We start from the raw sequence: 22,288 nt of genomic DNA on the forward strand, positions 1-22,288 counted from the left end.
AGCGGGAACCCCATTTTGCACGCAGCACGACGGCTACTGGATCACCCTGAACTCGATCCGCCGATTGCGCGCCCTGCCCTCCGGCGTACGGTTATCGGCCACCGGCCGGTCCGGCCCCTCGCCCGACACCGAGATCAGATCGGCCTGAATCCCGCGCCGAACGACATAGTCCTTGACCGCATCCGCGCGCGCCTGGCTGAGCGACAGGTTGCCCGCGCGGGAGCCCGCGTTGTCCGTATGCCCGATCACCTCGACACGCACGCCCTTGAGCTTCTGCAGCGCCACCGCCATCTGGTCAAGGATCGACCTCCCGGACTCCGTCAACGTCGCCTTGCCCGACTCGAATTCGATGATGCGGTTGGCCAGCGCCGCATCGAGCACGCCCTGCTGCGTCGCCGCTACGCGCAGGCCGTTGTTGACGACGTAGGTCGGGTTCAGGTTGGCCGCGATGTCGCTCGCGATCTGCTGCCGCTGCGCCTCGCTGGCGACTTCGCCGCGCAGGCTGACATTGTTGCCGTCGACCTTGAGCTGGCCGCCGGACACCAGCTTGAGATTGGGCCCGATGAGACGCTGCACGTAATCGCCCCAGTTGGCCGGCGTCGCCACGCTGCCCACCGACAGCTGGTCGACCACCCTCTGCTGCCCATACACCTCGCGCAGCCGGGCCAGCAGGCCGGCTTTGGTGCTTTCGTCCGGCACGGTGCCGGTGACGAGGATCGGCGCGGTCGGGTCGGGTGCAGCGACGGCGGCGCAGGCAAAACCGAGCGCCGCGATGAACAGGAGAGGCTTCACGGTGCGGCTCCGATGAAGGTTTTGAGGAACAGGTCGCGCGCCATGGCAAGCGGGAGCTCCGGCTGGTCAAGATAGCTGGCCAGCGCGCGCACATCCACGTCGAGCCCAAGCTGTTCGTCCACCCAGCTGGTATCGGCGAAACCGACCTGCTGGTCGCGCGCGGCCAGCGGGTCGATGATGGCGCGCAGGGTCTCGGCGGCGGCGCTGCAGAAGCCGATCACCAGCACCGGCTGTCCTTCCTGGCGCGTCAGGAACAGGGCCAGGTCGAATGCCCCTCGCCTCAAAAAAGGTGTCACCAGCTCTAGCCAGAACGCCGCAACCGCGCAACGCCGCGCTGCCGCAGCCGGCAGCGGGAGCACGAGGCTCTTATGGACAGCGGATGGCTTGCTGTGCATGACCGGCTGCAGCAGCAGGCCAAGCGCCAGGATCAGGCGCTCGCTCGGGCAGCCGAGCAGTTCGGAGAGCGCCGCGACGGTGCCGTCGGCGAGGAAGCCGTCAAGCGCTGCGTCGGCCTCGCCGAGCGTGATGCTGGCGTCGGCCAACGATTGCAAGTGCGGCCCGGGATCGCTGGAGCTTACGATGCGCGGCGCCATCGTCTCGAAGTAGGTCCACAACGGCGAAAAGGCGAGCGGGCTGCGCGACACGAACTGCGCCGGGTCCGCGACGTCGAGCGTGCGCATCATGAGGAAGGGGAAGCGCCGGCCGGACTGGTCGTGGCTCGCGACCAAATGACCGGCGACGGCGTGGCGACGCGCCGGCCCGGCAAAGGCAAAGCTGACCGGCGCCATCGCGTCGTAGTCGAGCTTCCAGCGCGGGCTGGACGGCAGGCGGCTCATCACGTGGGCCAGCCATTCGTCGAGCATGGTCATGATCGGCACGTGGTGCGCGACCTTCACGAAGTCGCTGCGCGCGGGGATCTTGCCGAAGTAGCCGATCCGGTCGGTCACGGGGGCGCGCATCAGTTGGCTCCGGCGAGGCTGGCGACGGCGGACGCTTGCGTGGCACGGCCGACGATGGTGTCCGGAAGGCGCAGGCCCTTGAACCCACGGCCCTGTCCATTGCTGTCCCCATTGCCATCGACCGCGGCGCTGCTGGTGATGCGCAGGTCGATCGTGACCGCGACATTGTTGGCGGACCAGCTCAACTCGAACACGCCGCCCGGCTTGTTCTTGCGCGCGGCCGAATCGACCATGCGCTTGAGGCCAAACTCGCCGGGCTGGTTGAACAGTTCAACCGAGCGGCCATCGAAGGTCACTGCGCTGATCTTCGCGCCGGTCACGCCTTGCGGGCCGGGATGAACCATCGTGGTCCACGCCGACGGCGTATTCCGGTAGCGCAGCTGCTGGCCATCGATCTCGATCGTGTATTCCTGCGTGCCCGGCGCCGGCAGCGGCTGCACCTGGAACACCTGTTGCGGCACGCCGCTGGCCTGCGCGACGCCATTCGCCGACAGCGGCGCCACCCAGTTCGGGAAGCCACTGACGATCTGCGGCGACAAGGTCAACCCGAGTTCGGCCCAGGTGCGCGCCTCGATCAAATCGCCGCGCCGCGTGACCAGCGGCCCCATCGAGGTATTGACGAATTTGGCGACGACGCCGTCCGGCCCGAAGAACTGCGCGATCTCGCTGGTCGAGGCTTCCACGTGGGAGGCAGCCGTGAACGGATATTTGTCGGCGAGCGTCTTGCGGAACGGCTCCAGCACCTGTACCTGCCAGGTCTTGTTGATCTCGGCCTCGGATGGCATCACGATCATCGCGAAGGTCTGCATCAGCGGGCGCACCAGCAGCGGGCGCAGCGCCTGCTTCTGGCCGTCGCTCATCCCGGTCAGCATCTGCTCGTCGACGTACTTGAGCGCGTCGGCCAGTTCGGAGCCGCTGCCGTCGAGGGTCTGCTGCATCAGCTGTTTGGCGCCGGGACCGGGATCGCCCTGGTTGCGCAAGGTGTTCAGCCGCGTGCGCAGGCGCGACAGCGCATCGAGATAGCCGGTCATCAGCGACGCGTCCTTTTGCGTGAGGCCGACCAGCCGCGCGACGCCGGAGAATTCGCGCCCGACTGGCCCCATGACAGGCGCGCCTGCGGATGGATGCAGGGGATCGACCGTGGCGGCCAGGGTGCGGGCATCGCTCGGCGCGCGGCGCAGGATCACTTCCTTGAGCCAGGCAAGCAGCCCGCGCTCGGTCTTGCCCGGCTCACGCGTCGCGCCCGGGTTGTCCCATGACGTCTGCTCGTAAATCGTCTTGAGCAGCTTCGCGATCGGCGAGGCCTGCGGATCGCCGAGGCGGTTCATCGCCTGCACCGCCGAGTCGAAGCCGTTCAGGTCCGCGATCGTCACGCCCTGCACGAACTTGCCCCACTCCTTCGCGTACTCGCTCTTGTACATTTCGACCAGCGTCTTCTGGATCTGCTCGGGGCTGCCCTCCAGCGTCAGGTCGTCGTGCGTGGTGGTCCGCAACACCCAGTCGGCAGTCTGCAGGTCCTTGTTGGCGGCATCGCGGATCGCGCCCTGCACGAACTTCTCCCACGCCTCGCGGCTGAACGCGCCGCTAACCGCGTAGCTGCCCGCGACGAGGTTCTGGTCCTGCTCGCCGACGATGCGCGCCACCGTCACGAGCGAGAAGCGGGTCGAGGCGCGCGCCTTGATTTCGGCGTAGACGCGCTCGCGCGCCGGCGTTCCGCGGACCACGTGGCGCAGGTTTTCGCGCGCGCTGTCGAGCAGGGAGAGCTTGGGCTGGATCTGCGGCCAGGCCTGGTCCTGCGCCTGCGCCGCATAAAAGGTCATCAGCCGTTCGGCGCTGCGGATCATCTGGTCATGCGGCATGGCGCCCCGATTGGCTTCGAGCCAGCGGCGCCAGTAGCGCGTCAGCTGGTCGTTCAGGTGGGCCGGTTCGGCATGCGATTTGTCGCTCAACATCAGGTAAGTCTTGAGCGCGTTGTAGGCGTCGGTGACGTTAGTGGGCGAGACGTCCTGGTAGAGCTCACCGGCCCGGGCCGGCGCCTGCGCGGCGGCGCCGTTGGCGTCGAGCTGGGACGCACTGGCGTTGACGTCGGCGAGCATCTGTTCGATCGCGGCGGTCACCGGCTGCACCATCACCTCGCGCATACCGCCGAAGAATTCGTCGCGCAGCTTGCGGTCGATCGCATCGCCCTGGTACAGGCCGAAGGACAGCGCGAGCGGGCGCTCCTTCCGGTATTTTTCAAGCTGCGTGATGCGGTCTTGCAGGACATCGAGCGCTTCCAGCCGCGATTGCAGGTCGATGCGCTTGTCCTGCAGGCGCACGGCCTTGTCGAGGTCCGCCTGGGCGTCCGCGACCAGTTGCGCGTTGCCGAACCAGGACCAGGTCCAGCCGCCCAGCGAACCGCCCAGCAGCAGCGCCGCGCACAGGAACAGCGCGTACTTCAGGCGCGTCGTGGCCGGGCTGGCGTAGCGCTTGACGAGGTCGCGGTCGGCGAAGATCACGCGGCGGAACAGGTCGAGCAGGAAGTAGCCGGACTGCTCTTCGTCTTGCGGTTCGGGATGCGCCTGCGATGCGAGGTCGAGCCCGAAGCGGCCGGCCACCCGTTTCGACGCCAGGTCCTGGACCGCGCCTTCCTGCAGCGCGCTGGTGAAATAGAAGCCGCGGAAGACGGGCTTGAACTGGTAGGTATTCTCCTCGAACAGCGTGGCCAGAAAGGCGCGCAGCGGGCTCTTGATCGATGCGAACTCCACCGGGAAGGTGAACACGCCGGGCCGCATGTGGGCGCTGCGATTGCCGGCCATGGTCGCGACGCTCATCTCCTGCAGGCCCTGGTGCAGCTCATCGAAATGCTGGTCGAAGAAGGCCAGCACATCCTGCGGCGTGCTGCGGCGGTTGTAGCGCAGCGTCGCGCCCCAGATGCGATCGCGCTCGGCGCGCTCGCTGCCGAGGAAGAAGTCGGCGAAGCCGGCGACCAGGTCGGCCTTGGTGAAGACAAGGTACACAGGTGCATACACGCCGAGCCGCTCGGTCAGTTCCTGTACGCGCGTGCGCAGGCTGCGTGCAAGCTCCATCGATGCGAAGGCCGGCCCGGTCGCCAGTTCGGCCACGCTGACCGCGATGATGATGCCGTTGATCGGCGCGCGGCGGCGGTATTTGCGCAGCAGGTCGAGGAAACCGAACCACTCGGTGCGGTCTTCTTCCACCACCGAGTAGCGGCCGGCGGTGTCGAGCAGGATGCCGTCCGTGGTGAAGAACCAGTCGCAGTTGCGGGTGCCGCCGACGCCCTGCACCGCTTTGCTGCCGGGGATGGGAAAGGTGAGGCCGGAGTGGGCAATGGCGCTGCTTTTGCCGGCCGACGGGTTCCCGATGATCATGTACCAGGGCAGCTCGTACAGGGCTGCGGCGCCACGCGTCAGCCCAAGCTTGGAGGTCTTGATGGTGTTGATCGCGTCGACCAGGCCCTTGCGCAGTACCGCCACCTCGCTCTTGCCCGGTCCCGCTTCGCTGGATGCCGGGACCAGGCTGGCGCCCAGGCGCGCGGCAACCCGCTTGCGCCATTGGCGGCGGACGAGCCAGAACACGCCCCAGGCGGCCAGCGCCGCAAGCGCCGCGATCAAGGCCCAGATCAGCGCGATTTCGAAGGTGTCCGCGGTGAGGAACAGGAAGCCGACGAACGCGGCCAAGCCAATCACGACAAGCACGCGGCTGTCTGTCAGGAACTGCCAGAGTCGGGACATAGCGGGAGTGCGTCTGAGGTTGGAGGAAAGGTCTCGCAGGCAATCGTCGCACCAATCCCCTGCACCGAATTTGACTCGTAACAAGCTTTCCGAGGGGATATTCGCTCAGGCGGGTGGGCGGATGACGCCACGCTCGCGCAGCTCGGTGTGGCCGAAATCCATCATCGTCCAGCGCCCGCCCCAGGTCAGGCCGAGCGATTCGGCGAGCTCGCCATAGAGCTGGTAGCCGCGCATGGCCCAGGGGTCTTTTTCCGAGATCACGATTTTGCCGTCGCGCCAGAACGCGCAGTCGGCGGCGAGTCCATATTGATGCCAGCTTTGCCAGGCGCGGGCGTTGGTGACCTGATTGCCGGCGCGCGCGAGCATGTCTTGGCGCGCGGGGCTGCGGTAGCCTTCCAGCAGGGTCATTTCATAGCCATATTTTTCCTTCATGATCTTGAATGCGAGCAGGAGGCGCTGGCTGAATTCGGGCCGCAGCATGCCCCAGTTGCGGCTGGCGTCGGCGAGCATCGGGCGAACCAGCTGCAGTTCCGGCGTGCTGAACGCGAGCGGCGGCAAGGCCACCGGGGGCACCAGGCGTTCACCATTGAGCAAGGCCGTGACCTGGGCGTCGGGCAATGGCTCCACGCCATCGTATGCCGGCAGCATTGTCGGGCTGCGCAGGGCCAGCGCGAGCAAGGACGGGATCGCCACGACGGGGATACCGATCGCAAAGACTACCCAGTGGCGCCGGACCGTCTTGCGCGCCGCCCTGTACGACGCATGCAGGGTGAGCCGCCAGTGCCATGCGGGCGTGAAGGAAAAACGGTCCCAGCCGGCCATGCGGCGGCCGACTCGCTGCCCCATGGAAAACATTCCTTGGCGCACTCCTGCACGCGCGGATGGGAACACGAACAAGCCGATGACGCCGCACACCACACAAAAATAAAGAAGTGCGATAAAGATCAGCATGGCATTCCCTGGATTGTTTCTAATCAGCTAGAAGCAATCATCTTAGGAGTACCACCGTGCGCCCTACAGACGAAAATCAACATTCCACGCGGCCAAACCTGATCTCTTCGCCACGCCGTGGCGGCAACGAGGACAACATCCTCGAAATGCTGGAGCGCGACACCGTGCGAACGCGCGGGATGCAGGCCCAGTCGCGCTTCGGTTGGTACGTGTCCGGCAGCGTGCTTGCCGTGTTCCTGGTCAGCCTGCTAGTGTGGCTGGCGCGGGAAAGCCCCAAGGTGCAGCAGGTGGAGGCGGTGCTGGCTGCCGCCGATACCGATCGTCCGCCTGCGGCCAGCACCGCCGGCGACAGCGGTCTCGCCGACGAAGCGCCGGCCATGTCGCACGCGCCCACTGCGCCGGCTGCGCAAGCCGCGCCGGCATCGCCGGCCGGACCCGACTCAGCCAACTTGGCTACGCTACCCTCGGCCGCTCCCCCTGCACACCGGACCAATGTCGCCACCCAACATGCCGCAATCGTCGACGAGCAGCATCCATCCTCCCGCAAGCAGGATGCTCAACAGCATTTGCCGCCGATCGTGCTGGCGACACCTGGCCTGCTCGGCGCCGTGCCGCCGGCGCAGCCCACCAGCGGCGCCGTCGTGCAGGACGAGACGACCGCCACGCCGCCCAAGCCGGACGCCGCGATCGCGCAAGCCATGCCACTGGACGAGCACAAGCTGCCCGCAACGCCACCGCCGGCGCCGGCGCCGGCGCTAAAGGACGACGCCACATCGCAAGCCCCGGCGGCAAGCGGACAGGCCGCGCCGGATCCCGCTTCCGCCGCACCCAGCGTCAACCAGCAACAGCCGGCCACACAAGCGGGCGCCGACACGCCGCGCAGCCCTGCCTCCGCCAAGGCGCGCAGCGCCGCCAGAACCCGGGCCAGCGCCCGCAACAAGCCACGCAAGCCGGCCCGCAACGCCGGCAAGGCGAAGCGAACCGCCGCGCAGCCGCATGATGCGCAAACGCACGACCGGCAAACCGACAGCGACGTCGCGCTGATTTCCGCCGTGATCCAGCACGCGTCGACCCACCCGGCCTGCGCGGAGGCCGGGTGTGCCGCCAAAGCAACGCCCAAGCAGTAAAGCGCCCGCCCGACCGCGTCCTGCGGTCCGTCCAGACTGAAACTGCTGGGTAAGCCGCGCCCGAAACGCTATACTGTACAAAAGCACAGTGCGGCGTTTCGATAATGATCAAGGTTCTGGAAAACGAGTTTTACTATCTGGACAATTTCCAGCGCGTGCTGGACTGGATAGCGCAGCGCTACGAGGACCTGCTGATCGATGAGGAGCGCGCCTTCATCGCCGCCTTCCCCGCCCTGCCGCGGCCCGCGCGCGCGCTGTTCGTCCGGATGGTGATGCGCAAGGGCGAGCTGTTCCGCGCAAGCAAGCTGAGCTACGCTGAGATCGGCTGCCCGCTCGAAGCGGCGCGCGCGCTGGCGCCGACCGGCTGGGTCGAGCTGGATCCGGTGATGAATATCGACGAGCTGTTCGATCTCGTCGTCAAGCCCGAGATCGCCCTGATCTTCCAGTTAAAGATGCACCAAAATGGTGCAAAGAAGGCCGAGCAGCTGGCATCGCTGCGCCCCGAATTCGACGACAGCCGCCGCTTCTCCAACTGGTACCGCGACTGCCCGGACACCGCGCTGCGCATCCTGGTCAAGCCGCTGTGCGACCGCCTGCGCCTGATCTTCTTCGGCAACCTGCACCAGGACTGGACCGAGTTCGTGCTGTCCGACCTGGGCATCTACCGTTTCGAGCAGGTCGAATTCTCGCGCGCCTCGCGCGGTTTCCGCAGCCGGCGCGACATCGAGCTTTATCTGCAGATCCACGCCTGCAAGGAGCGCTTCGACGGCGGCGAGTCGCCCGACGCCGTGCTGCCCGACCTGCCGCCGCGGGCGCCCGACAACGAATGGCTGGCCAGCCGCCGCGAGAAGCTGCTGTACCAGATCGGCCAGCACTACGAAAAACAAAAAGACTACGCCCGCGCCCACGACGCCTATCGCGACTGCGCCTTCACTGGCGCCCGCGCGCGCGCCATCCGCGTGCTGGAAAAGGCCGCGCGCTACGCCGAGGCACACGCCTTGCTGCTGCAGGCCGAGGCCGCGCCGGAAAGCGACGCCGAACGCCAGCACCTGCTGCGCATCGCCCCGCGCCTTGCGCGCAAGCTCGGCCTGCCGGGATCAAAAGCACGCCGCCCGCAACCGGCCGAGCGCATCGACCTATGCCTGCCCATGCCCGCGGGCGACTGGTGGGTCGAGGGCGTGGTGCGCGACCATCTCGCGCACGATGAAGCGCCCGTTTTCTACGTCGAGAACGCGCTTGCCAACGCCATGTTCGGCCTGTTGTGCTGGCCCGCGATCTTCTGCGCGATCCCCGGCGCCTTCTTCCATCCTTTCCACCGCGCGCCGTCCGACCTGCACAGCCCCGACTTCTACCAGCGCCGCGCGGATCAATTCGATGCCTGCCTCGCGCAGCTGGACGATGGCCGCTACCGCGCCACCATCCTGCGCCACTTCGGCGAGAAGTCCGGCATCCAGTCGCCGTTCCTGCTGTGGGACTACCTCGATCAAGCGCTCCTCGAACTCGCGCTCGACTGCATCCCGGCCGAGCACCTGAAGCGCTGGTGCGAACGCATCCTGCACGATGTGAAGGCCAACCGCAGCGGCTTCCCTGACCTGATCCAGTTCTGGCCCGCCGAACGGCGCTACCGCATGATCGAGGTGAAGGGCCCCGGCGACCGCCTGCAGGACAACCAGCTGCGCTGGATCGATTACTGCGCCACGCACCGGATGCCGGTGGCGGTGTGCTACCTGCAGTGGGAACAATCGGCTTGAGCTACGTCGTCGCAGTGCGCGCGCTGTGCGAGTTCACGGCCAAGCAGGGCGACCTCGACCTGCGCTTCACGCCCTCGCCCACCGCGCAGGAAGGCATCGCCGGACACCAGGTGGTGACTTCAAGGCGCAGCCCCGGATACCAGACCGAGCTTGCACTGTCCGGCGAACACGGGCCGCTGCTGGTGCGCGGCCGCGCCGACGGCTACGACCCGGCGCAGCGGCTGATCGAAGAGATCAAGACCTACCGCGGCCAGTTCGCGCGCATCCCCGACAACCACCGCCACCTGCACTGGGCCCAGCTGCGCGTGTACGGCCACCTGCTGTGCGCGCGGGACGGCCTCGATCAGGTCGACCTGGCGCTGGTCTACTACGAGATCGGCAGCGGCGAAGAGACCGTGCTGCGCGAGACCCGCAGCGCCGCCGAACTGGCCACGCTGTTCGAGGACCTGTGCGGCCGCTTCATCGACTGGGCGCAGCAGGAACTGGCGCACCGCGAGGCGCGCGACGCCGCACTCGCGCAGCTGCGCTTCCCGCACGCGGAGTTCCGCCCCGGCCAGCGCCAACTGGCCGAAGCGGTGTTTCGCGCCAACGCCGGCGCGCGTTGCCTGCTGGCGCAGGCGCCGACCGGCATCGGCAAGACCGTCGGCAGCCTGTTCCCGGTGCTGAAGGCGGCGCCGCAGCAGCGCATCGACAAGGTGCTGTTCCTGGCCGCGAAAACGCCGGGCCGCCAGCTCGGGCTGGATGCGGCGTCCACGCTGGGCCGCGGCACGCCGCTGCGGGTGCTGGAACTGGCCGCGCGCGACAAAGCCTGCGAGCATCCGGACAAAGCCTGCCACGGCGAGTCCTGCCCGCTCGCGCAAGGCTTCTACGACCGGCTCCCGGCAGCACGCCAGGCCGCCCTCGCCCACCCGATGCTGGACCGCGCGGCGCTGCGCGAAGTGGCGCTGGCGCACGATGTCTGCCCCTACTACCTCGGCAGCGAAATGGCGCGCTGGAGCGACGTGATCGTGGGCGACTACAACTACTGGTTCGACACCGGCGCGATGCTGTACGGCCTGGCGCTGGCCAACCAGTGGCGGGTATCGGTGCTGGTCGACGAGGCGCACAATATGGTCAGCCGCGCCCGCGCGATGCACACCTGCGCGCTGGACCGCGGCGCCTTGCGCGCGGCCCGCGCCGCCGCGCCGCCGCTGGCGAAGAAGGCGCTGGGCCGCGTCACGCGCGCCTGGCCGGAAGCCACCCAGCCTTACGAGGTGTTGCCCGCGCTGCCGGACAAGCTGCTCGCCGCGCTGCAAACGGCCACCAGCGCGATCACCGACCTGCTGGCCGAGCAGCCCGCCCCGCCCGATCCGGCACTGCAGCGCTTCTACTTCGACGCGCTGCACTTCACGCGGCTGGCCGAGACCTTCGGCGAACATTCGCTGTGCGACCTCACGCGCGAAGGCAAGGACAGCGCGCTCAGCATCCGCAACGTGGTGCCGGCGCCCTTCCTCAAGAGCCGCTTCGCGCTCGCGCATTCGACCACGCTGTTCTCGGCCACGCTCAGTCCATGGCACTACTACAGCGACGCGCTGGGCCTGCCCGACAGCACCGCGTGGATCGACGTCGACTCGCCCTTCTCCGCCGACCAGTTGGCGGTGCGCGTGGCCGGACACATCTCGACGCGCTACCAGCACCGCAGCGCCTCGCTGGCGCCGATCGCGCAGCTGATGGCGCAGGAATACACACAACGTCCCGGCAACTACCTCGCCTTCTTCAGCAGCTTCGACTACCTTGAGCAAGCCGCCACGCTGTTCGCCGAGCGCCACCCGGACGTCCCGACCTGGCTGCAAAGCCGCCGCATGAACGAGGACGAGCGCGCGGCCTTCCTCGAGCGCTTCACCGAGGACGGCCGCGGCATCGGCTTCGCGGTGCTCGGCGGCGCGTTCGGCGAAGGCATCGACCTGCCCGGCGCGCGCCTGATCGGCGCCTTCATCGCCACGCTCGGCCTGCCGCAGGTGAACCCGGTGAACGAGCAGCTGCGCGAACGGATGCAGGCCACCTTCGGCGCCGGCTACGACTACACCTACCTGTACCCGGGCATCCAGAAAGTGGTGCAGGCTGCGGGCCGCGTGGTGCGCACGCTGGACGACCGCGGCGTGGTGGTGCTGATCGACGACCGCTTCGGCAAGGCCCCCGTGCGCGACCTGCTGCCGCGCTGGTGGAAGATCGAAGCGGCTAGCGGATCAGGTCGCGTACCTTCTGGTAGCCGCTGCGGCTGATCGGGATGCGCACGTCGCCGTCGAGGACCGCGCAGTGGCTGTCCTTGCTGGCCTGCTCGATGCGGCGGATCGCGCCGGCGTTCACGATGTAGGAGCGGTGCACGCGCACGAAGACGGCCGGATCGAGTTGCGCTTCGAGCTCGGACAGCGGCTGGTTCTTCAGGTAGGCCTTGCCTGCCGCGTGGATCTGCACGTAGTCATCCTGCGCCTCGGCGTAATCGATGGTGGCGGCCGGCACCACGTGCACGCGCGCGCCGTCGCGGATCAGCACGCGCTCCAGCGGACCGCCGCGCTGCGCGGCCTCGGACAGCAGTGGCGCGATCCCAGCCGGCTTGCCGGCCAGGCCCCGCGCGTGCGCCAGCGCCTGCGCCAGGCGCTCGCGCGAAAACGGCTTGAGCAGGTAGTCGACCGCATGCACCTCGAAGGCGCGCACCGCGAACTGGTCGTAGGCGGTGACGAACAGGTAGCGGGTTCTGGCGCCGGCGAGTTCGGCGACTTCGAAGCCGTCCAGCTTGGGCATCTGGATATCGAGGAAGACCAGGTCCGGCGCCTGCTCGGTGATCGCCTTCACCGCCTCGAAGCCGTTGGCGCATTCGCCGACGATCTCGATGTCGGGAACATCGTTCAGGTATTCGCGCAGCACGGCGCGCGCCAGGTGTTCATCGTCGACGATCAGGACTCGCATCAGTTCTCCCTGGTTTCAAGGGGCAGCAACAGCTCCACCCGGAACATGCCTTCTTCTTCGCTGGATTGGACGCTGGCTTCGTGCGCATAGGCGTGCAGCAGGCGCTCGCGCACATTGGCCAGGCCATGCCCGCCGCTGGCCCCGGCCGGCTGGTCGTCGCCGCGTTCGTTTTCGACGCGAATGCGCAGCAGCGTACCGGCGCAAGCGGCGGACAGGCGCACGCTGCCGCCCTCGAGCCGGCGCGCCACGCCGTGCTTGATCGCGTTCTCCACCAAGGGCTGCAGGATCAGCGGCGGCAACAGGCAGGCGCGCGCGGCATCTTCGACGTCTTCCTGCCACGCCAAGCGCTCGCCGAAGCGCACCTGCTCGATCGCCAGGTAGTGGCCGATCATCTCCAGCTCGTCGCCCAGCGTGATGCGGCCGCGCGCCTCCAGGCCCAGGGTGCGGCGGAAGAATTCGGCCAGCTGCAAGGTCATCTCGCGCGCGGCGCGCGGATCGATGGTGGTCAGCGCGCTGACCGAATTGAGGCTGTTGAACAGGAAGTGCGGATCGACCTGGGTGCGCAGCAGGCGCAGCTCGGCGTCGCGCGCGGCGACCATGGCCTGCAGCTCGCGCGTTTCGAGGTCGCGCGCGCGGCCGATGGCGAGCACCAGGTAGTTCGCCACCGAGCACATTCCGTACAGGATCAGGCCGAGGCCGAATATGGTGGCGCCCAGCGAACGGTTCCAAACGACGCCGGCGCCGCCCAGCAGCTCATTCCAGCCGCTGGCGGCGGCGGTCCACAAGGCCGACATGCAAAAGGCCGCGAACACGAAGGAGGCGAACAGGCGCCACGCGGCGGTGCGGCCCAGCGGATGCACGCGGCACAGGAAGTAGGAGGAAAAGCCGGCCGCCACGCCATACAACAGCGCGAGCGGCAGCACGAACAGCAGCGCCGCCGCGAGCGGGACGCCGGTCGCGGCGGCGAGCAGCCAGGCCAGCGCCGCGCCGAACATCAGCCAGGCCAGCAGGTACAGCAGGCTGCCCTGGCGCGAGCCGAAGGGGCCGAGCATCAGTTGCGCACTTCGATGCCGCCCATGATGGCGTAGCCGGTCACGATCAGGCGCTTGTTGCCGGCCGGGCGCACGGTCTTCTCTTCGAAGCCGCCCAGAATGGGCGTGCCGTGCATGACCACGGTCCAGTCGGCGGGCACCTTGATCGTGATGCCGCCCATGAAGGCGAAGACGTCGATCACGGCCTCGCCCTCGATCGAGGCGCCGCGCATGTCGAGCGCGGCGCCGCCGAGGATGGCGGTGACGTCGCCGCCACGGAACCTCTGGCTGGTGATGCTGCGCTCGAATCCGCCGAGGATGGCGGTGATGTCGACCACGTCGTCGCTGCCCGCCTGGGCCTTGGCGGCCGCGGCATCGGCCGGATTCCACGCCGCGCCGGCCGGCATCGCGTCCTTGTCGAAGCTGACGCTGTCGCGGCGGCGTCCCCGTTCAAAGGCGCGGAACAGCACCATGCCGCCCACCACGATCAGCACCAGCGGCCAGAAGGTATGCCAGCTGACATAGAAGAAGCCGAGCCGGTTGGCGATCATGACCGCGCCGATAGCGATGAACACGCCGCCCATCAGGTAGTTGGGCGAGCTGGTGTCGAACAGCTTGATCAGGCCGACCACGATGAACACCATGGGCCAGAACGCGATCGCGCGGTGGAAATCGATGATGTCGAGGTTATCGAGCAGGAACAGCACCCCCATCGCGATCACCAGCACGCCGACCACGAGCTGGCTGTGCATGCTGCGGCTTGCGTTACGGTTTCTCATTCTCGCTCTCCCTGTTTTTAAGACGGCGCGCGACGACCGGTTCGAGCACCATGGCCACGCCGCTGATGATGATGAAGACCGGCCAGCTGTTATAGAAGGTCAGGCCGAAGCTGCCATCGAAGACCGCGAACAGCCAGGCGCCGACGCAGGCCGTCCACAGCCCGCTGGTGAAATCGCGCGCGCTGGGGAAGCCGATCATGCGGTTGATGCCGATGACGACCAGCAGCAGCGGCCAATAATGCCACAGCCTTTCGATCTCGAACATGCCGATCTGGTCGAGGAAAAGGCCGACGCCCAGTGCGACCAGCAGCAGCCCCCACACGATCTGCCGGCGCCACCCATAAGTTTGCCTGTTGCGCATTGAAATAACCCCTGTCGTTTGGATACCTGCCCACGATAGCGGGCCGCGAACGGCGGCGAAAGCGGTTTTCGGTGAACGGCGGTTGGCGGGCGGCGAATGGCGAAGGATTCGGCCAATGGCGGATGCGGGAAGGCCCGCCAAGACATCTGGCGGGCCTTCGGCGTCCAGGCTGCGGACGCGTGAAACGCGGATTCAGGCCAGCACGGGGGCGGGCGGCCTGCCGCTGCTACGAACGGTTGGCGGGAAGCTTCAGGTCGGCGGGCGTCAGCATGTCCCATCCGAGCTGGCGGCGGACTTCCTCCAGGCTTGGCGGCGGTTTCTGCTCGCGCGTGCGGCGCTCCAGGTATTCGCGCACCAGGTGCTTGGGTGGATGGGTGGTCGCAGACATAAAACCTCCGCTTCGGTTTGTACACCGGCGCGCGAAGCGCCGACGCACCTTGTTGGTGCCGATCCTCGAGGCGGATCGGCTCGCCTGTTGAGATATTTGGAACGCCCGCCGGTTTCGCAGGCTCCTCACTCACACGGCTTCATCATAGCCAACGAGGGCAAAACATACCGTTAGGTGACGCACAGTGTGCGTGTGCGACAGCGCACGCACTACGTCGCAGAAAAAAAAGGGAAGCCGAAGCTCCCCTTTTTTATCAGTCCCGATGCGATCAGAACTTGTACTTCAGGTTGACGTAGTACTGGCGGCCGATCACATCCAGCTTGGCTTGTTCGTCCTCGCTGTAACGGTAGTAGGCGCGGCGCACATTGGTCAGGTTGGTCGCGCTGAAATTGAGCGACAGGTTGTTGGCGAACGCGTAGGTGGTGTTGAACGCGAGCGTCTTCACCGGTGCGGCCATGGTCGGCGCCGAAGGCATCAGGATGCCCTGGATCGTGGTCATGCCCTGGCTGTTCGCGGTCGGAGACGGTGCGGTGCTGGAGTTGACGTACTCGCTGCGATAGTTCCAGACCAGGCGTGCCGACAGCTTGTCGTTCTCGTAGTAGACGCCGAAGTTGCCAGCGTACTCGGAGGCGCCGACCATCGGGCGGCCGTCATCGACCTTGGTGTGGGCGCGGCTGAAGTTGGTGGTGAAACCGAAGCCGGTGTTCCACAGCGGCTGCTCGTAGGCCAGCTCGATGCCCGCGATATGCGCGCCTTGCTGCGACGAGGTCAGGATCGCGTAGGACTTCGGACCGGTCAGCTGGTCGTCGTACAGGTCGATGCTCGAACCGCCGCTGGTGCCGGTCTTGGCGTAGCCGTCGATCTTCGAGTAGAACACGTTCACGGCAGCCAGCGAACGGGTCGCGAAGAACCAGTTCCAGCCCAGGTCGACGTTCTTCGAGGTCAGCGGCTTCAGGTCCGGGTTCGGGCCCACCACGTGGCAGCCCTGCGCATCGCAAGTCGCGCCGGAGAAGCCGGTGCCGTACATATTGTAGTTCTGGCGGCCGATGGTCTCGCTGGCGCCGAAGCGGATCTGCATGTCCTTCTGCAGCTCGTACTTCAGGTTCAGGCTCGGCAGCCAGTTCTTGAACTTGCGGTCGCTGTGGGTGAAGTAGTAGATCGTGCCGGCCTTCGGATTGAAGGGGACGTTATCGTAGAACGGGGTCAGGTCGCCCGCGTTGGTGATCGCGCCCGGATAGGCCGCGCATGGCACGAAGGGGTCGCCCGGCGCGGTGCGCAGGCACTTGCCGGCCGGGACCGGGGTCGGGATATCGGCCACTTCGCGGGTCTGCACGAAGCGCAGGCCGACGTTGCCGGACCAGCGCTCGCCTTCCAGGTTGGCCATGACGTAGGCCGCTGCCTGCTGCTCGCGCACGTGGATCTCGGAGGCGACGCGGCGCTCGAAATCGGCGGTGGTCGGCTTCACGTTGGCGGCAAAGTAGGACTTCAGTGCGTCCGGGGTGAAGGTGAAGCCGGTGTTGTCCCAGCCTGCCGGGCCGCCCAGGTCCTTGCCGAAGTCGGCCGGCCACGGGATGTAAGCCGACGGCACGCCGCTGTCGATCGCGCTGGTGTGATAGGTCGGCGAACGGCGCGCGCTTTCGCGGCGGTGGTCGGCGAAGCGGACACCGGATTCGATCGAGTCGAGCCAGCCCTTCGACACCTTGTATTCGGCGTCGAGCTGGCCGCTGTTTTCCTTGTCGGTGGTGCGGATGCTCGAAATGGTTCGGCCGATCAGCTTGTTGCCGCTGCCGTCCGCGTTCAGCGTCGGCGTGTTGGGGCCGGTGCCGTAGTACTTGACGTACGGCGCCTCGTCCACGCCGCCCTGGGAGAACGACACGCCGGTGCCGAAGCGGGCGAAGGTCAGGCCCTGGTCGGCATCGGTCTTGCCCACGCCCTTGGTGGTCGAGAGCAGGCCCTTGACGGTCAGGTCCTGGTTGACGCGGTATTTGCCATCCAGGTCGAGGAAGCCGGAGGTGGCGCGCGCGCCCTGGCGGTAGAAGCCTTCCTGGTTGCCGATGTACTGCGGCGGGGTGCCGGCCGGGTACATGATGTCGGCCGACTTGAGCACGCGGATGGTGTCGCCGTACATGGTCGTCTCGTTGACGATCACCGGGTTCTTCAGGGTCGCGAAGACTTGCTGGCCGTTGACGTTGGTGTTGACGTTGGTGCCGCCGGACAGCTCGGCCTTGCCCATCAGCATGCTGTACATCGCGCCCGCGTTCAGGCGGCCGTAGTTATTCGCGTTCATGCCGGAGTAGAAGCCGGTCAGCGTCACGTCCAGGTCGCGGTTGGGCTTGAACTGCAGCGAGACCATGCCGCCCTTGCGGTCGCGCACGCCTTCGACGAATTCGGTACTCATGGTGCCGCGCATGCGCACGCCGTCCAGGTCCTTGGCCGTGTAGCCGCTGCCGGCCAGCGAGGCGTCGGTGATGCCCGGCATGTTCTTCAGGTTGATGACGTCATAGCCACTCGAGAAGCCGTAGGCCAGGCTGGACGAGGTGTCGCGGCGGATGTAGCGCTTCTGGGCGAAGCCCTGGGCGATGACGCCGAAGGTGTTGGCTTCGTTCTTCCAGGTGACGCTCGCTTCCAGGTCCGGCGCCTTCTTGCCCGGCAGGTCGGCGTAGCTGGCGCCGACGTTGATCACGCCGGAGACGCGCTCCTTGGCCGACAGCGGCTTGCGGGTGGTGACGTTGACGGTGCCGGCCATGCCGCCGTCGACGATATTGGCCTGCGAGGTCTTGTAGACGATGGCCTGGTTCAGGACCGAGGACGGCATCAGCGACAGGCTGGTCGAGCGGCTGCTCGAACCCTGGTCGCCGACGTACCAGTCGCCGCCGGAGACGGTGTGGCCGTTGAACAGGATCAGCGACATGTCCGGGTTGGTGCCGCGCATCGAGACTTTTTCGGCCTCGTCGTAGTCGGTGCGGACGGCCAGGCCAGGCAGGCGCTGCAGGGAGTCGGCCAGGTTCTTGTCCGGCATCTTGCCGACGTCTTCGGCGGTGATCACCTCGACGTTGCCGACCGCATTTTTCTTGGTGTCGAGCGACTTGGCCATCGAGGCGCGAATGCCGGTGACCTCGATCGTCTGGACCGGCGCCTCCTGCGTGGTCTGGGCCATCGCCGGCAGTGCAGCCAGACTCAGCAGGGCCATCGATACGGCGGCCGCGAGCGGCGTTCTTCTGAACATGTGGTTTCTCCTGGATATTTTTTAGAGTGGGGCCGGACCGAATACTGGCCGCCGCCGGTATATTGACGAATGTTAACGTTGCTGCATAATTACTTGTGGAGCTGCGGCCATAACCCTCTGGCATGGCGAACATTTGGTTATGGGCAGGTCACAATTTTTCATTTCTTAACAAGTAGCGAGCCCGCTAACGTGGGTATTTTTCCTTGGGAAGTCTTCGATGCGTCTTGCCTGCCTGCTGCTCGCCGCCGCCGCGCTGTCCGGTTGCGCCACCTCCCCCGCCACCTCCCCCGCCGCCGCGCCGGCCACGCCCGCCGGGCCGGCGCCGCTCGCGGCCATCCTCGGCAAGCAGGTCTACCAGATGACGCCGGCCGAGGCCGGGCGCTACATCGCCTGGCAGCAACAGGCCGAGCCGGACCTGCGCCACCGCATCGCGGCGATCGGACGCAAGAACATCGGCCAGCCCTACCGCCTGAACCTGCTGGGCGAGTACCCCTTCGAGGTGCACGACGACTTGCCGATGTTCTCGCTCGACCACAGCGACTGCGTGGTGTTCGCCGAGCACACCTACGCGATGGCGATGTCGGCTTCGTGGGAGGAATTCTTCTGGATGCTGCAGCGGATCCGCTACCGCGACGGCGTGATCGGCGTGCGCACGCGCAACCACTACACCGAGCTGGACTGGAACGTGGCGAACCGCTGGCTCGTCACCGACGTCAGCGACAAGCTGGGCGGCGCCAACACGGCGTTCTACGATCTGCGGGTGGACCGCGCGAACTTCCTCAAGACGCGCCACCACACCGAGGCCGACATCCCGGTCGAGACCAGCCGCCAGTCCTATGTGCCGAAGGAACGCGTGGCCGAGATCGCCAGCCAGCTGCAGGAAGGCGATTTCGTCAACGTGATCTCGACCAGGAACGGCGAATACTGGGCCTCGCACGTGGGCCTGGTGGTGCTGGGGCCGGACGGCGAGCGCCACTTCCTCCATTCGTCCGAGCCGCAGGTGCGCGAGGAGACCTTCGAGTCGTTCATGGCGCGCGCGGCCGAACGCGAGGCGCGCAATGCGCGCGAGGGCAAGAACGGGCAGAAACTGGCCGGCTTCAAGTTCCTGCGCCTGAACGACAATATCGTGGTGCCGCCGATGGCGCCGCAGCCGCGTCCGGCCAGCGGCACCGGGGCCTGATCCTCAGCCTCGCTGTCCCCGCGCCAGCGCCGCACCGGCCAGTTCCGGGCACCAGAGGGCGGCCGCCGTCCGGCACCAGGCGTCACGGTCGGCCAGCCCGTTTTCGGCGCCATTGATGCGCCGCGTGAGCTCGGTCAGGTCGTCCTGGTCCGCGAGCTCGTTGCAGCCCATGTCTTCCCAGACGGCCGCGGCAGCCGGCAGGCACCATGCCGGATCGAGCACGGCGTCCGGATGCGCCACGAAGTCCGGTCCCTTGGCCACGCGCGTGGCCAGCGCCCGGGTGGCGCGCGCATAACTGTCCTTTCCCGTTAATTGCAGCAGGCCGCGGCCGCGGTAGGTGTAGCCGTCGTCCGCCGCCACATTGCCCATCCGCTTGCCATAGACCAGATTGGCCAGCTGGCGCGGGTCGTGCGCATAGGATGCCGGATCCAGTCGCCCCAGCGGCCGGAACCGCAGCGGCCACACCGCCGCCAGGCGGGCAGCGCCGTAGTCGAGATTCTCATATTCCAGCGTCAGCGCCAGCGATTCGTGCAGCACCTGCGCGAAGAACTGGACCACGCGGCGCGGATTGGCGCTGATGCCCCAGCTGTCCAGCACGGCCTGGCCGTGCGCGAATCCGGCCCGGTAACGGGGCTGCATGCGCGGCGCCAGCTGCGCAATCTGCTCGGGACTGACCTGGACCGTCATCGCGCGCTCCTGATGGGATACGCGACCGATCTTAGTCGCGCGCCCGGCGCTCCGGTTTTGCGCAGATCAAATGCATGGTGAATGGGCGATTTGAATCTGCGCACGTTCGCTTTGAATACAGGAAATGAATATGTCGAGGCAATTTCCTAATTCCATTTCTTTAAACTAATGAATGGCCAATTCCGATTTAATTCACTGTTGGCTGTTGAGCGTGGTCAAACTCAGCATTTAATGCCAGGTCAATAATAAACCTACTCGGCAATATGCTTATTCAATCGCCTGTTTTTTCATGGCGATTAAAAATAGGTTTAATTCGAAAGCGTGATTCTCTCTAGAAATCAACGAACTACAAAATCCATCGCGCGCCCCATTCGCAGCGAAAACTCATCGAGCAGCACCCAGGCCATGTCCATGCTAAATCCGAATGTCATCAGTCTATTTTGCAGCCGGATGGTTTCACTGCATCGCACCAGCAAAATCGCGCTGATGGTCGGGATTGATTTATTCGCCCTGCCCTTTTGCTTTCTTATTGCCATGCTGCTGCGCGGCGGCGATTTGAAACTGGCCACCCATTACGGTCCCGCCTCTTATGTATTGGTGGCGGTGGTCACCATCGCGGCCCTGTCCGTTTCCGACCTGTACCGCGCGGTCATCCGTTTCATCGACCAGCGCCTGTTGTCGGTCACCGGGGTGGCGCTGGCCGTGGCCGTGCTGTGCGCCTATGTGGTGCTGTTTGCCATCAACGATGAAATGTTCCCGCGCAGCGCGCTGGCCATTTACTGGTTCATCGTGTTCTCCTACGTCGTCACCTCGCGCATCGGCATGCGCAATTTCCTGCGCAATCACACGGCGCCGCGGCGGCCGGCGTCGGACGCCGTGGCCATCTACGGGGCCGGCGCGGCCGGGGCCCAACTGGCGCAGGCGATGCGCAACAGCGACGAATACCGCCCGGTCTGCTTCTTCGACGACAAGCACGTGCTCAATGACCGCACCATCGCCGGCCTGCGGGTGTTCCATACCGACCGCCTCGTCGAGCTGGTCAGCGCGCACGGCATCCGCACCGTGGTCATCGCCATCTCGCCGGTGTCGCCGGAACGGCTGCGCGACATCATGCAGCGGCTCGGCCAGGCCGGGGTGTCGACCAAAATCCTCAGCCGCCTGGTCGACCTGGCCGACGACAAGGTGCCGGCGCGCGACTCGATCCGTGAACTCAAGTTCGAAGACCTGCTGGGCCGGCCGCCGGTGCCGCCGCGGCTGGACCTGTTCGCACGCTGCGTGCGCGGCAAGCAGGTGCTGGTGACCGGCGCCGGCGGCTCCATCGGCAGCGAACTGTGCCGGCAGATCGCGACCCTGGCGCCGGCCCGGCTGCACCTGCTCGACCACTCGGAATACGCGCTCTACACCATCCGCCAGGAACTCGCGGCCCGCTTTCCCGAACTGGCGACCGAGGCCCACCTCGGTTCGGTCTGCAACGCCGACCTGGCGGCGCGCGTGCTGCGCGAGGGCCAGGTGCAGACCATCTACCACGCGGCCGCCTACAAGCACGTGCCGCTGGTCGAGGCCAATATCGTCGAGGGACTGCGCAACAACGTGGTCGGCGCGCGGGTCATCGCGGAAGCGGCGGCCAGGGAAGGGGTCGACACCTGCGTGCTGATCTCCAGCGACAAGGCGGTGCGCCCGACCAACATCATGGGTGCCAGCAAGCGCATCGCGGAGCTGATCTTCCAGGCTGCCGCCGCCGGCCGCGGCGGCGCCACCACCTTTTGCATGGTCCGCTTCGGCAATGTGCTCGGCTCGTCCGGCTCGGTGATTCCCTTGTTCCAGCGCCAGATCGCGCGCGGCGGCCCGCTTACCATCACCCATCCGGAAGTGTCGCGCTACTTCATGCTCATTCCCGAGGCCGCCCAGCTCGTCATCCAGGCCGGCGCCATGGCCAAGGGCGGCGATGTATTCGTGCTCGACATGGGCGAGCCGGTCAAGATCCTGGACCTCGCGCGCACCATGATCGCCATGTCCGGGATGACCGAAAAAACACCGCACAACCCGGGCGGCGACATCGAGATCAAGTTCGTCGGCCTGTTCCCCGGCGAGAAGCTGCACGAGGAACTGCTGACCGAAGGCGTGGTGTTCCCCAGCGAGCACCCGCGCATCATGCGCATGAAGGAAAGCGCGCTGCGTCCCGGCGTGCTGGAAACCAGCATCACTTGCCTGATGATGGCTTGCGAAACCCACGAGCGCGCCATGATCGAATCGATGGTCAAGGCCATCGTCCACGACTACACCCCGCAGCACCCGACCGCCGCGCCGGCGCCGATGCTGGCGCCCCCCGAGCCCAGCCTCATCAAGAAATTCGTGCCCTTCCGGATCTAGAACCGC

17 protein-coding genes are annotated in these 22,288 nt (G+C 66.7%); 5 read left to right on the top strand and 12 right to left on the bottom strand.

The window, feature by feature from the left end; translation table 11 throughout:
- Window positions 1–33: 33 nt before the first annotated feature.
- From NX778_RS18160 to NX778_RS18175, 4 genes are all read right to left on the bottom strand, one after another.
- Entirely contained in the window at window positions 34–792 is a 759-nt protein-coding gene (locus NX778_RS18160; protein WP_370661347.1) for an OmpA family protein, read from the bottom strand.
- A complete protein-coding gene (gene tagF / locus NX778_RS18165; RefSeq protein WP_258813195.1) occupies window positions 789–1,751 on the bottom strand; it encodes a type VI secretion system-associated protein TagF in 963 nt (320 codons plus the stop codon). Before tagF ends, NX778_RS18160 begins: the two co-directional genes overlap by 4 nt.
- Entirely contained in the window at window positions 1,751–5,485 is a 3,735-nt protein-coding gene (gene tssM / locus NX778_RS18170; RefSeq protein WP_258813196.1) for a type VI secretion system membrane subunit TssM, read from the bottom strand. Before tssM ends, tagF begins: the two co-directional genes overlap by 1 nt.
- A gap of 105 nt (window positions 5,486–5,590) precedes the next feature.
- Window positions 5,591–6,436 (bottom strand): M15 family metallopeptidase, encoded by an 846-nt coding sequence (locus NX778_RS18175; protein WP_258813197.1) that lies wholly within the window; start codon window positions 6,434–6,436, stop codon window positions 5,591–5,593.
- 56 nt (window positions 6,437–6,492) lie between these two features.
- On the opposite strand from NX778_RS18175, the gene NX778_RS18180 reads away from it, so the two are divergent.
- The 3 genes from NX778_RS18180 to NX778_RS18190 all read left to right on the top strand — a co-directional run bounded on the left by NX778_RS18180 (window position 6,493) and on the right by NX778_RS18190 (window position 11,575).
- A complete protein-coding gene (locus NX778_RS18180; RefSeq protein WP_258813198.1) occupies window positions 6,493–7,563 on the top strand; it encodes a hypothetical protein in 1,071 nt (356 codons plus the stop codon).
- Window positions 7,564–7,667: 104 nt separating this feature from the next.
- Complete coding sequence (locus tag NX778_RS18185) at window positions 7,668–9,314, top strand: VRR-NUC domain-containing protein (RefSeq protein WP_258813199.1); 1,647 nt, start codon at window positions 7,668–7,670, stop codon at window positions 9,312–9,314.
- On the top strand, window positions 9,311–11,575 hold the full coding sequence (locus NX778_RS18190) for an ATP-dependent DNA helicase (protein WP_258813200.1): 2,265 nt from the start codon (window positions 9,311–9,313) through the stop codon (window positions 11,573–11,575). The genes NX778_RS18185 and NX778_RS18190 overlap by 4 nt, the downstream gene beginning before the upstream one ends.
- Here NX778_RS18190 and NX778_RS18195 read toward each other — a convergent pair.
- From NX778_RS18195 to NX778_RS18220, 6 genes are all read right to left on the bottom strand, one after another.
- Window positions 11,532–12,260: a LytR/AlgR family response regulator transcription factor gene (locus NX778_RS18195; RefSeq protein ID WP_258813201.1), complete on the bottom strand. Its 729-nt coding sequence runs from the start codon at window positions 12,258–12,260 to the stop codon at window positions 11,532–11,534. The two genes, NX778_RS18190 and NX778_RS18195, sit on opposite strands and share 44 nt — an antisense overlap.
- On the bottom strand, window positions 12,260–13,312 hold the full coding sequence (locus tag NX778_RS18200; RefSeq protein ID WP_258813202.1) for a sensor histidine kinase: 1,053 nt from the start codon (window positions 13,310–13,312) through the stop codon (window positions 12,260–12,262). The genes NX778_RS18195 and NX778_RS18200 overlap by 1 nt, the downstream gene beginning before the upstream one ends.
- Entirely contained in the window at window positions 13,312–14,070 is a 759-nt protein-coding gene (locus NX778_RS18205; protein ID WP_258813203.1) for a LiaI-LiaF-like domain-containing protein, read from the bottom strand. Before NX778_RS18205 ends, NX778_RS18200 begins: the two co-directional genes overlap by 1 nt.
- Window positions 14,057–14,431, bottom strand: coding sequence for a LiaF transmembrane domain-containing protein (locus NX778_RS18210; RefSeq protein ID WP_258813204.1), 375 nt, complete (start codon window positions 14,429–14,431; stop codon window positions 14,057–14,059). The genes NX778_RS18205 and NX778_RS18210 overlap by 14 nt, the downstream gene beginning before the upstream one ends.
- Window positions 14,432–14,657: 226 nt before the next feature.
- Window positions 14,658–14,819 carry a hypothetical protein gene (locus tag NX778_RS18215; protein ID WP_258813205.1) on the bottom strand — a complete coding sequence of 54 codons (162 nt, stop codon included), beginning with the start codon at window positions 14,817–14,819 and terminating at the stop codon, window positions 14,658–14,660.
- A gap of 268 nt (window positions 14,820–15,087) precedes the next feature.
- Window positions 15,088–18,045: a TonB-dependent receptor gene (locus NX778_RS18220; RefSeq protein ID WP_258813206.1), complete on the bottom strand. Its 2,958-nt coding sequence runs from the start codon at window positions 18,043–18,045 to the stop codon at window positions 15,088–15,090.
- 217 nt (window positions 18,046–18,262) lie between these two features.
- Between NX778_RS18220 and NX778_RS18225 the strand changes: the two genes are divergently transcribed.
- On the top strand, window positions 18,263–19,225 hold the full coding sequence (locus NX778_RS18225; protein WP_258813207.1) for an N-acetylmuramoyl-L-alanine amidase-like domain-containing protein: 963 nt from the start codon (window positions 18,263–18,265) through the stop codon (window positions 19,223–19,225).
- A 3-nt stretch (window positions 19,226–19,228) separates the two neighbouring features.
- Here the strand turns inward: NX778_RS18225 and NX778_RS18230 are convergent, their stop codons facing one another.
- Together NX778_RS18230 and NX778_RS18235 are read right to left on the bottom strand one after the other, a co-directional pair.
- A complete protein-coding gene (locus tag NX778_RS18230) occupies window positions 19,229–19,912 on the bottom strand; it encodes a glycoside hydrolase family 19 protein (protein WP_258813208.1) in 684 nt (227 codons plus the stop codon).
- A 338-nt stretch (window positions 19,913–20,250) separates the two neighbouring features.
- A complete protein-coding gene (locus tag NX778_RS18235; RefSeq protein ID WP_258813209.1) occupies window positions 20,251–20,481 on the bottom strand; it encodes a hypothetical protein in 231 nt (76 codons plus the stop codon).
- Here NX778_RS18235 and NX778_RS18240 point away from each other — a divergent pair.
- Entirely contained in the window at window positions 20,468–22,282 is a 1,815-nt protein-coding gene (locus NX778_RS18240) for a nucleoside-diphosphate sugar epimerase/dehydratase (RefSeq protein ID WP_258813210.1), read from the top strand. The two genes, NX778_RS18235 and NX778_RS18240, sit on opposite strands and share 14 nt — an antisense overlap.
- The last annotated feature ends 6 nt before the right edge of the window (window positions 22,283–22,288 follow it).

Source organism: Massilia terrae, from assembly GCF_024753145.1.
Taxonomy (GTDB): Bacteria; Pseudomonadota; Gammaproteobacteria; order Burkholderiales; family Burkholderiaceae_D; genus Telluria; species Telluria terrae.

Bases quoted from the DNA above. Each gene is read 5' to 3' on its own strand.
- NX778_RS18220 (WP_258813206.1), bottom strand. From the start codon at position 18,045: ATGTTCAGAAGAACGCCGCTCGCGGCCGCCGTATCGATGGCCCTGCTG.
- tagF (WP_258813195.1), bottom strand. From the start codon at position 1,751: ATGCGCGCCCCCGTGACCGACCGGATCGGCTACTTCGGCAAGATCCCC.
- NX778_RS18225 (WP_258813207.1), top strand. From the start codon at position 18,263: ATGCGTCTTGCCTGCCTGCTGCTCGCCGCCGCCGCGCTGTCCGGTTGC.
- tssM (WP_258813196.1), bottom strand. From the start codon at position 5,485: ATGTCCCGACTCTGGCAGTTCCTGACAGACAGCCGCGTGCTTGTCGTG.
- NX778_RS18175 (WP_258813197.1), bottom strand. From the start codon at position 6,436: ATGCTGATCTTTATCGCACTTCTTTATTTTTGTGTGGTGTGCGGCGTC.
- NX778_RS18210 (WP_258813204.1), bottom strand. From the start codon at position 14,431: ATGCGCAACAGGCAAACTTATGGGTGGCGCCGGCAGATCGTGTGGGGG.
- NX778_RS18185 (WP_258813199.1), top strand. From the start codon at position 7,668: ATGATCAAGGTTCTGGAAAACGAGTTTTACTATCTGGACAATTTCCAG.
- NX778_RS18200 (WP_258813202.1), bottom strand. From the start codon at position 13,312: ATGCTCGGCCCCTTCGGCTCGCGCCAGGGCAGCCTGCTGTACCTGCTG.
- NX778_RS18230 (WP_258813208.1), bottom strand. From the start codon at position 19,912: ATGACGGTCCAGGTCAGTCCCGAGCAGATTGCGCAGCTGGCGCCGCGC.
- NX778_RS18205 (WP_258813203.1), bottom strand. From the start codon at position 14,070: ATGAGAAACCGTAACGCAAGCCGCAGCATGCACAGCCAGCTCGTGGTC.
- NX778_RS18195 (WP_258813201.1), bottom strand. From the start codon at position 12,260: ATGCGAGTCCTGATCGTCGACGATGAACACCTGGCGCGCGCCGTGCTG.
- NX778_RS18215 (WP_258813205.1), bottom strand. From the start codon at position 14,819: ATGTCTGCGACCACCCATCCACCCAAGCACCTGGTGCGCGAATACCTG.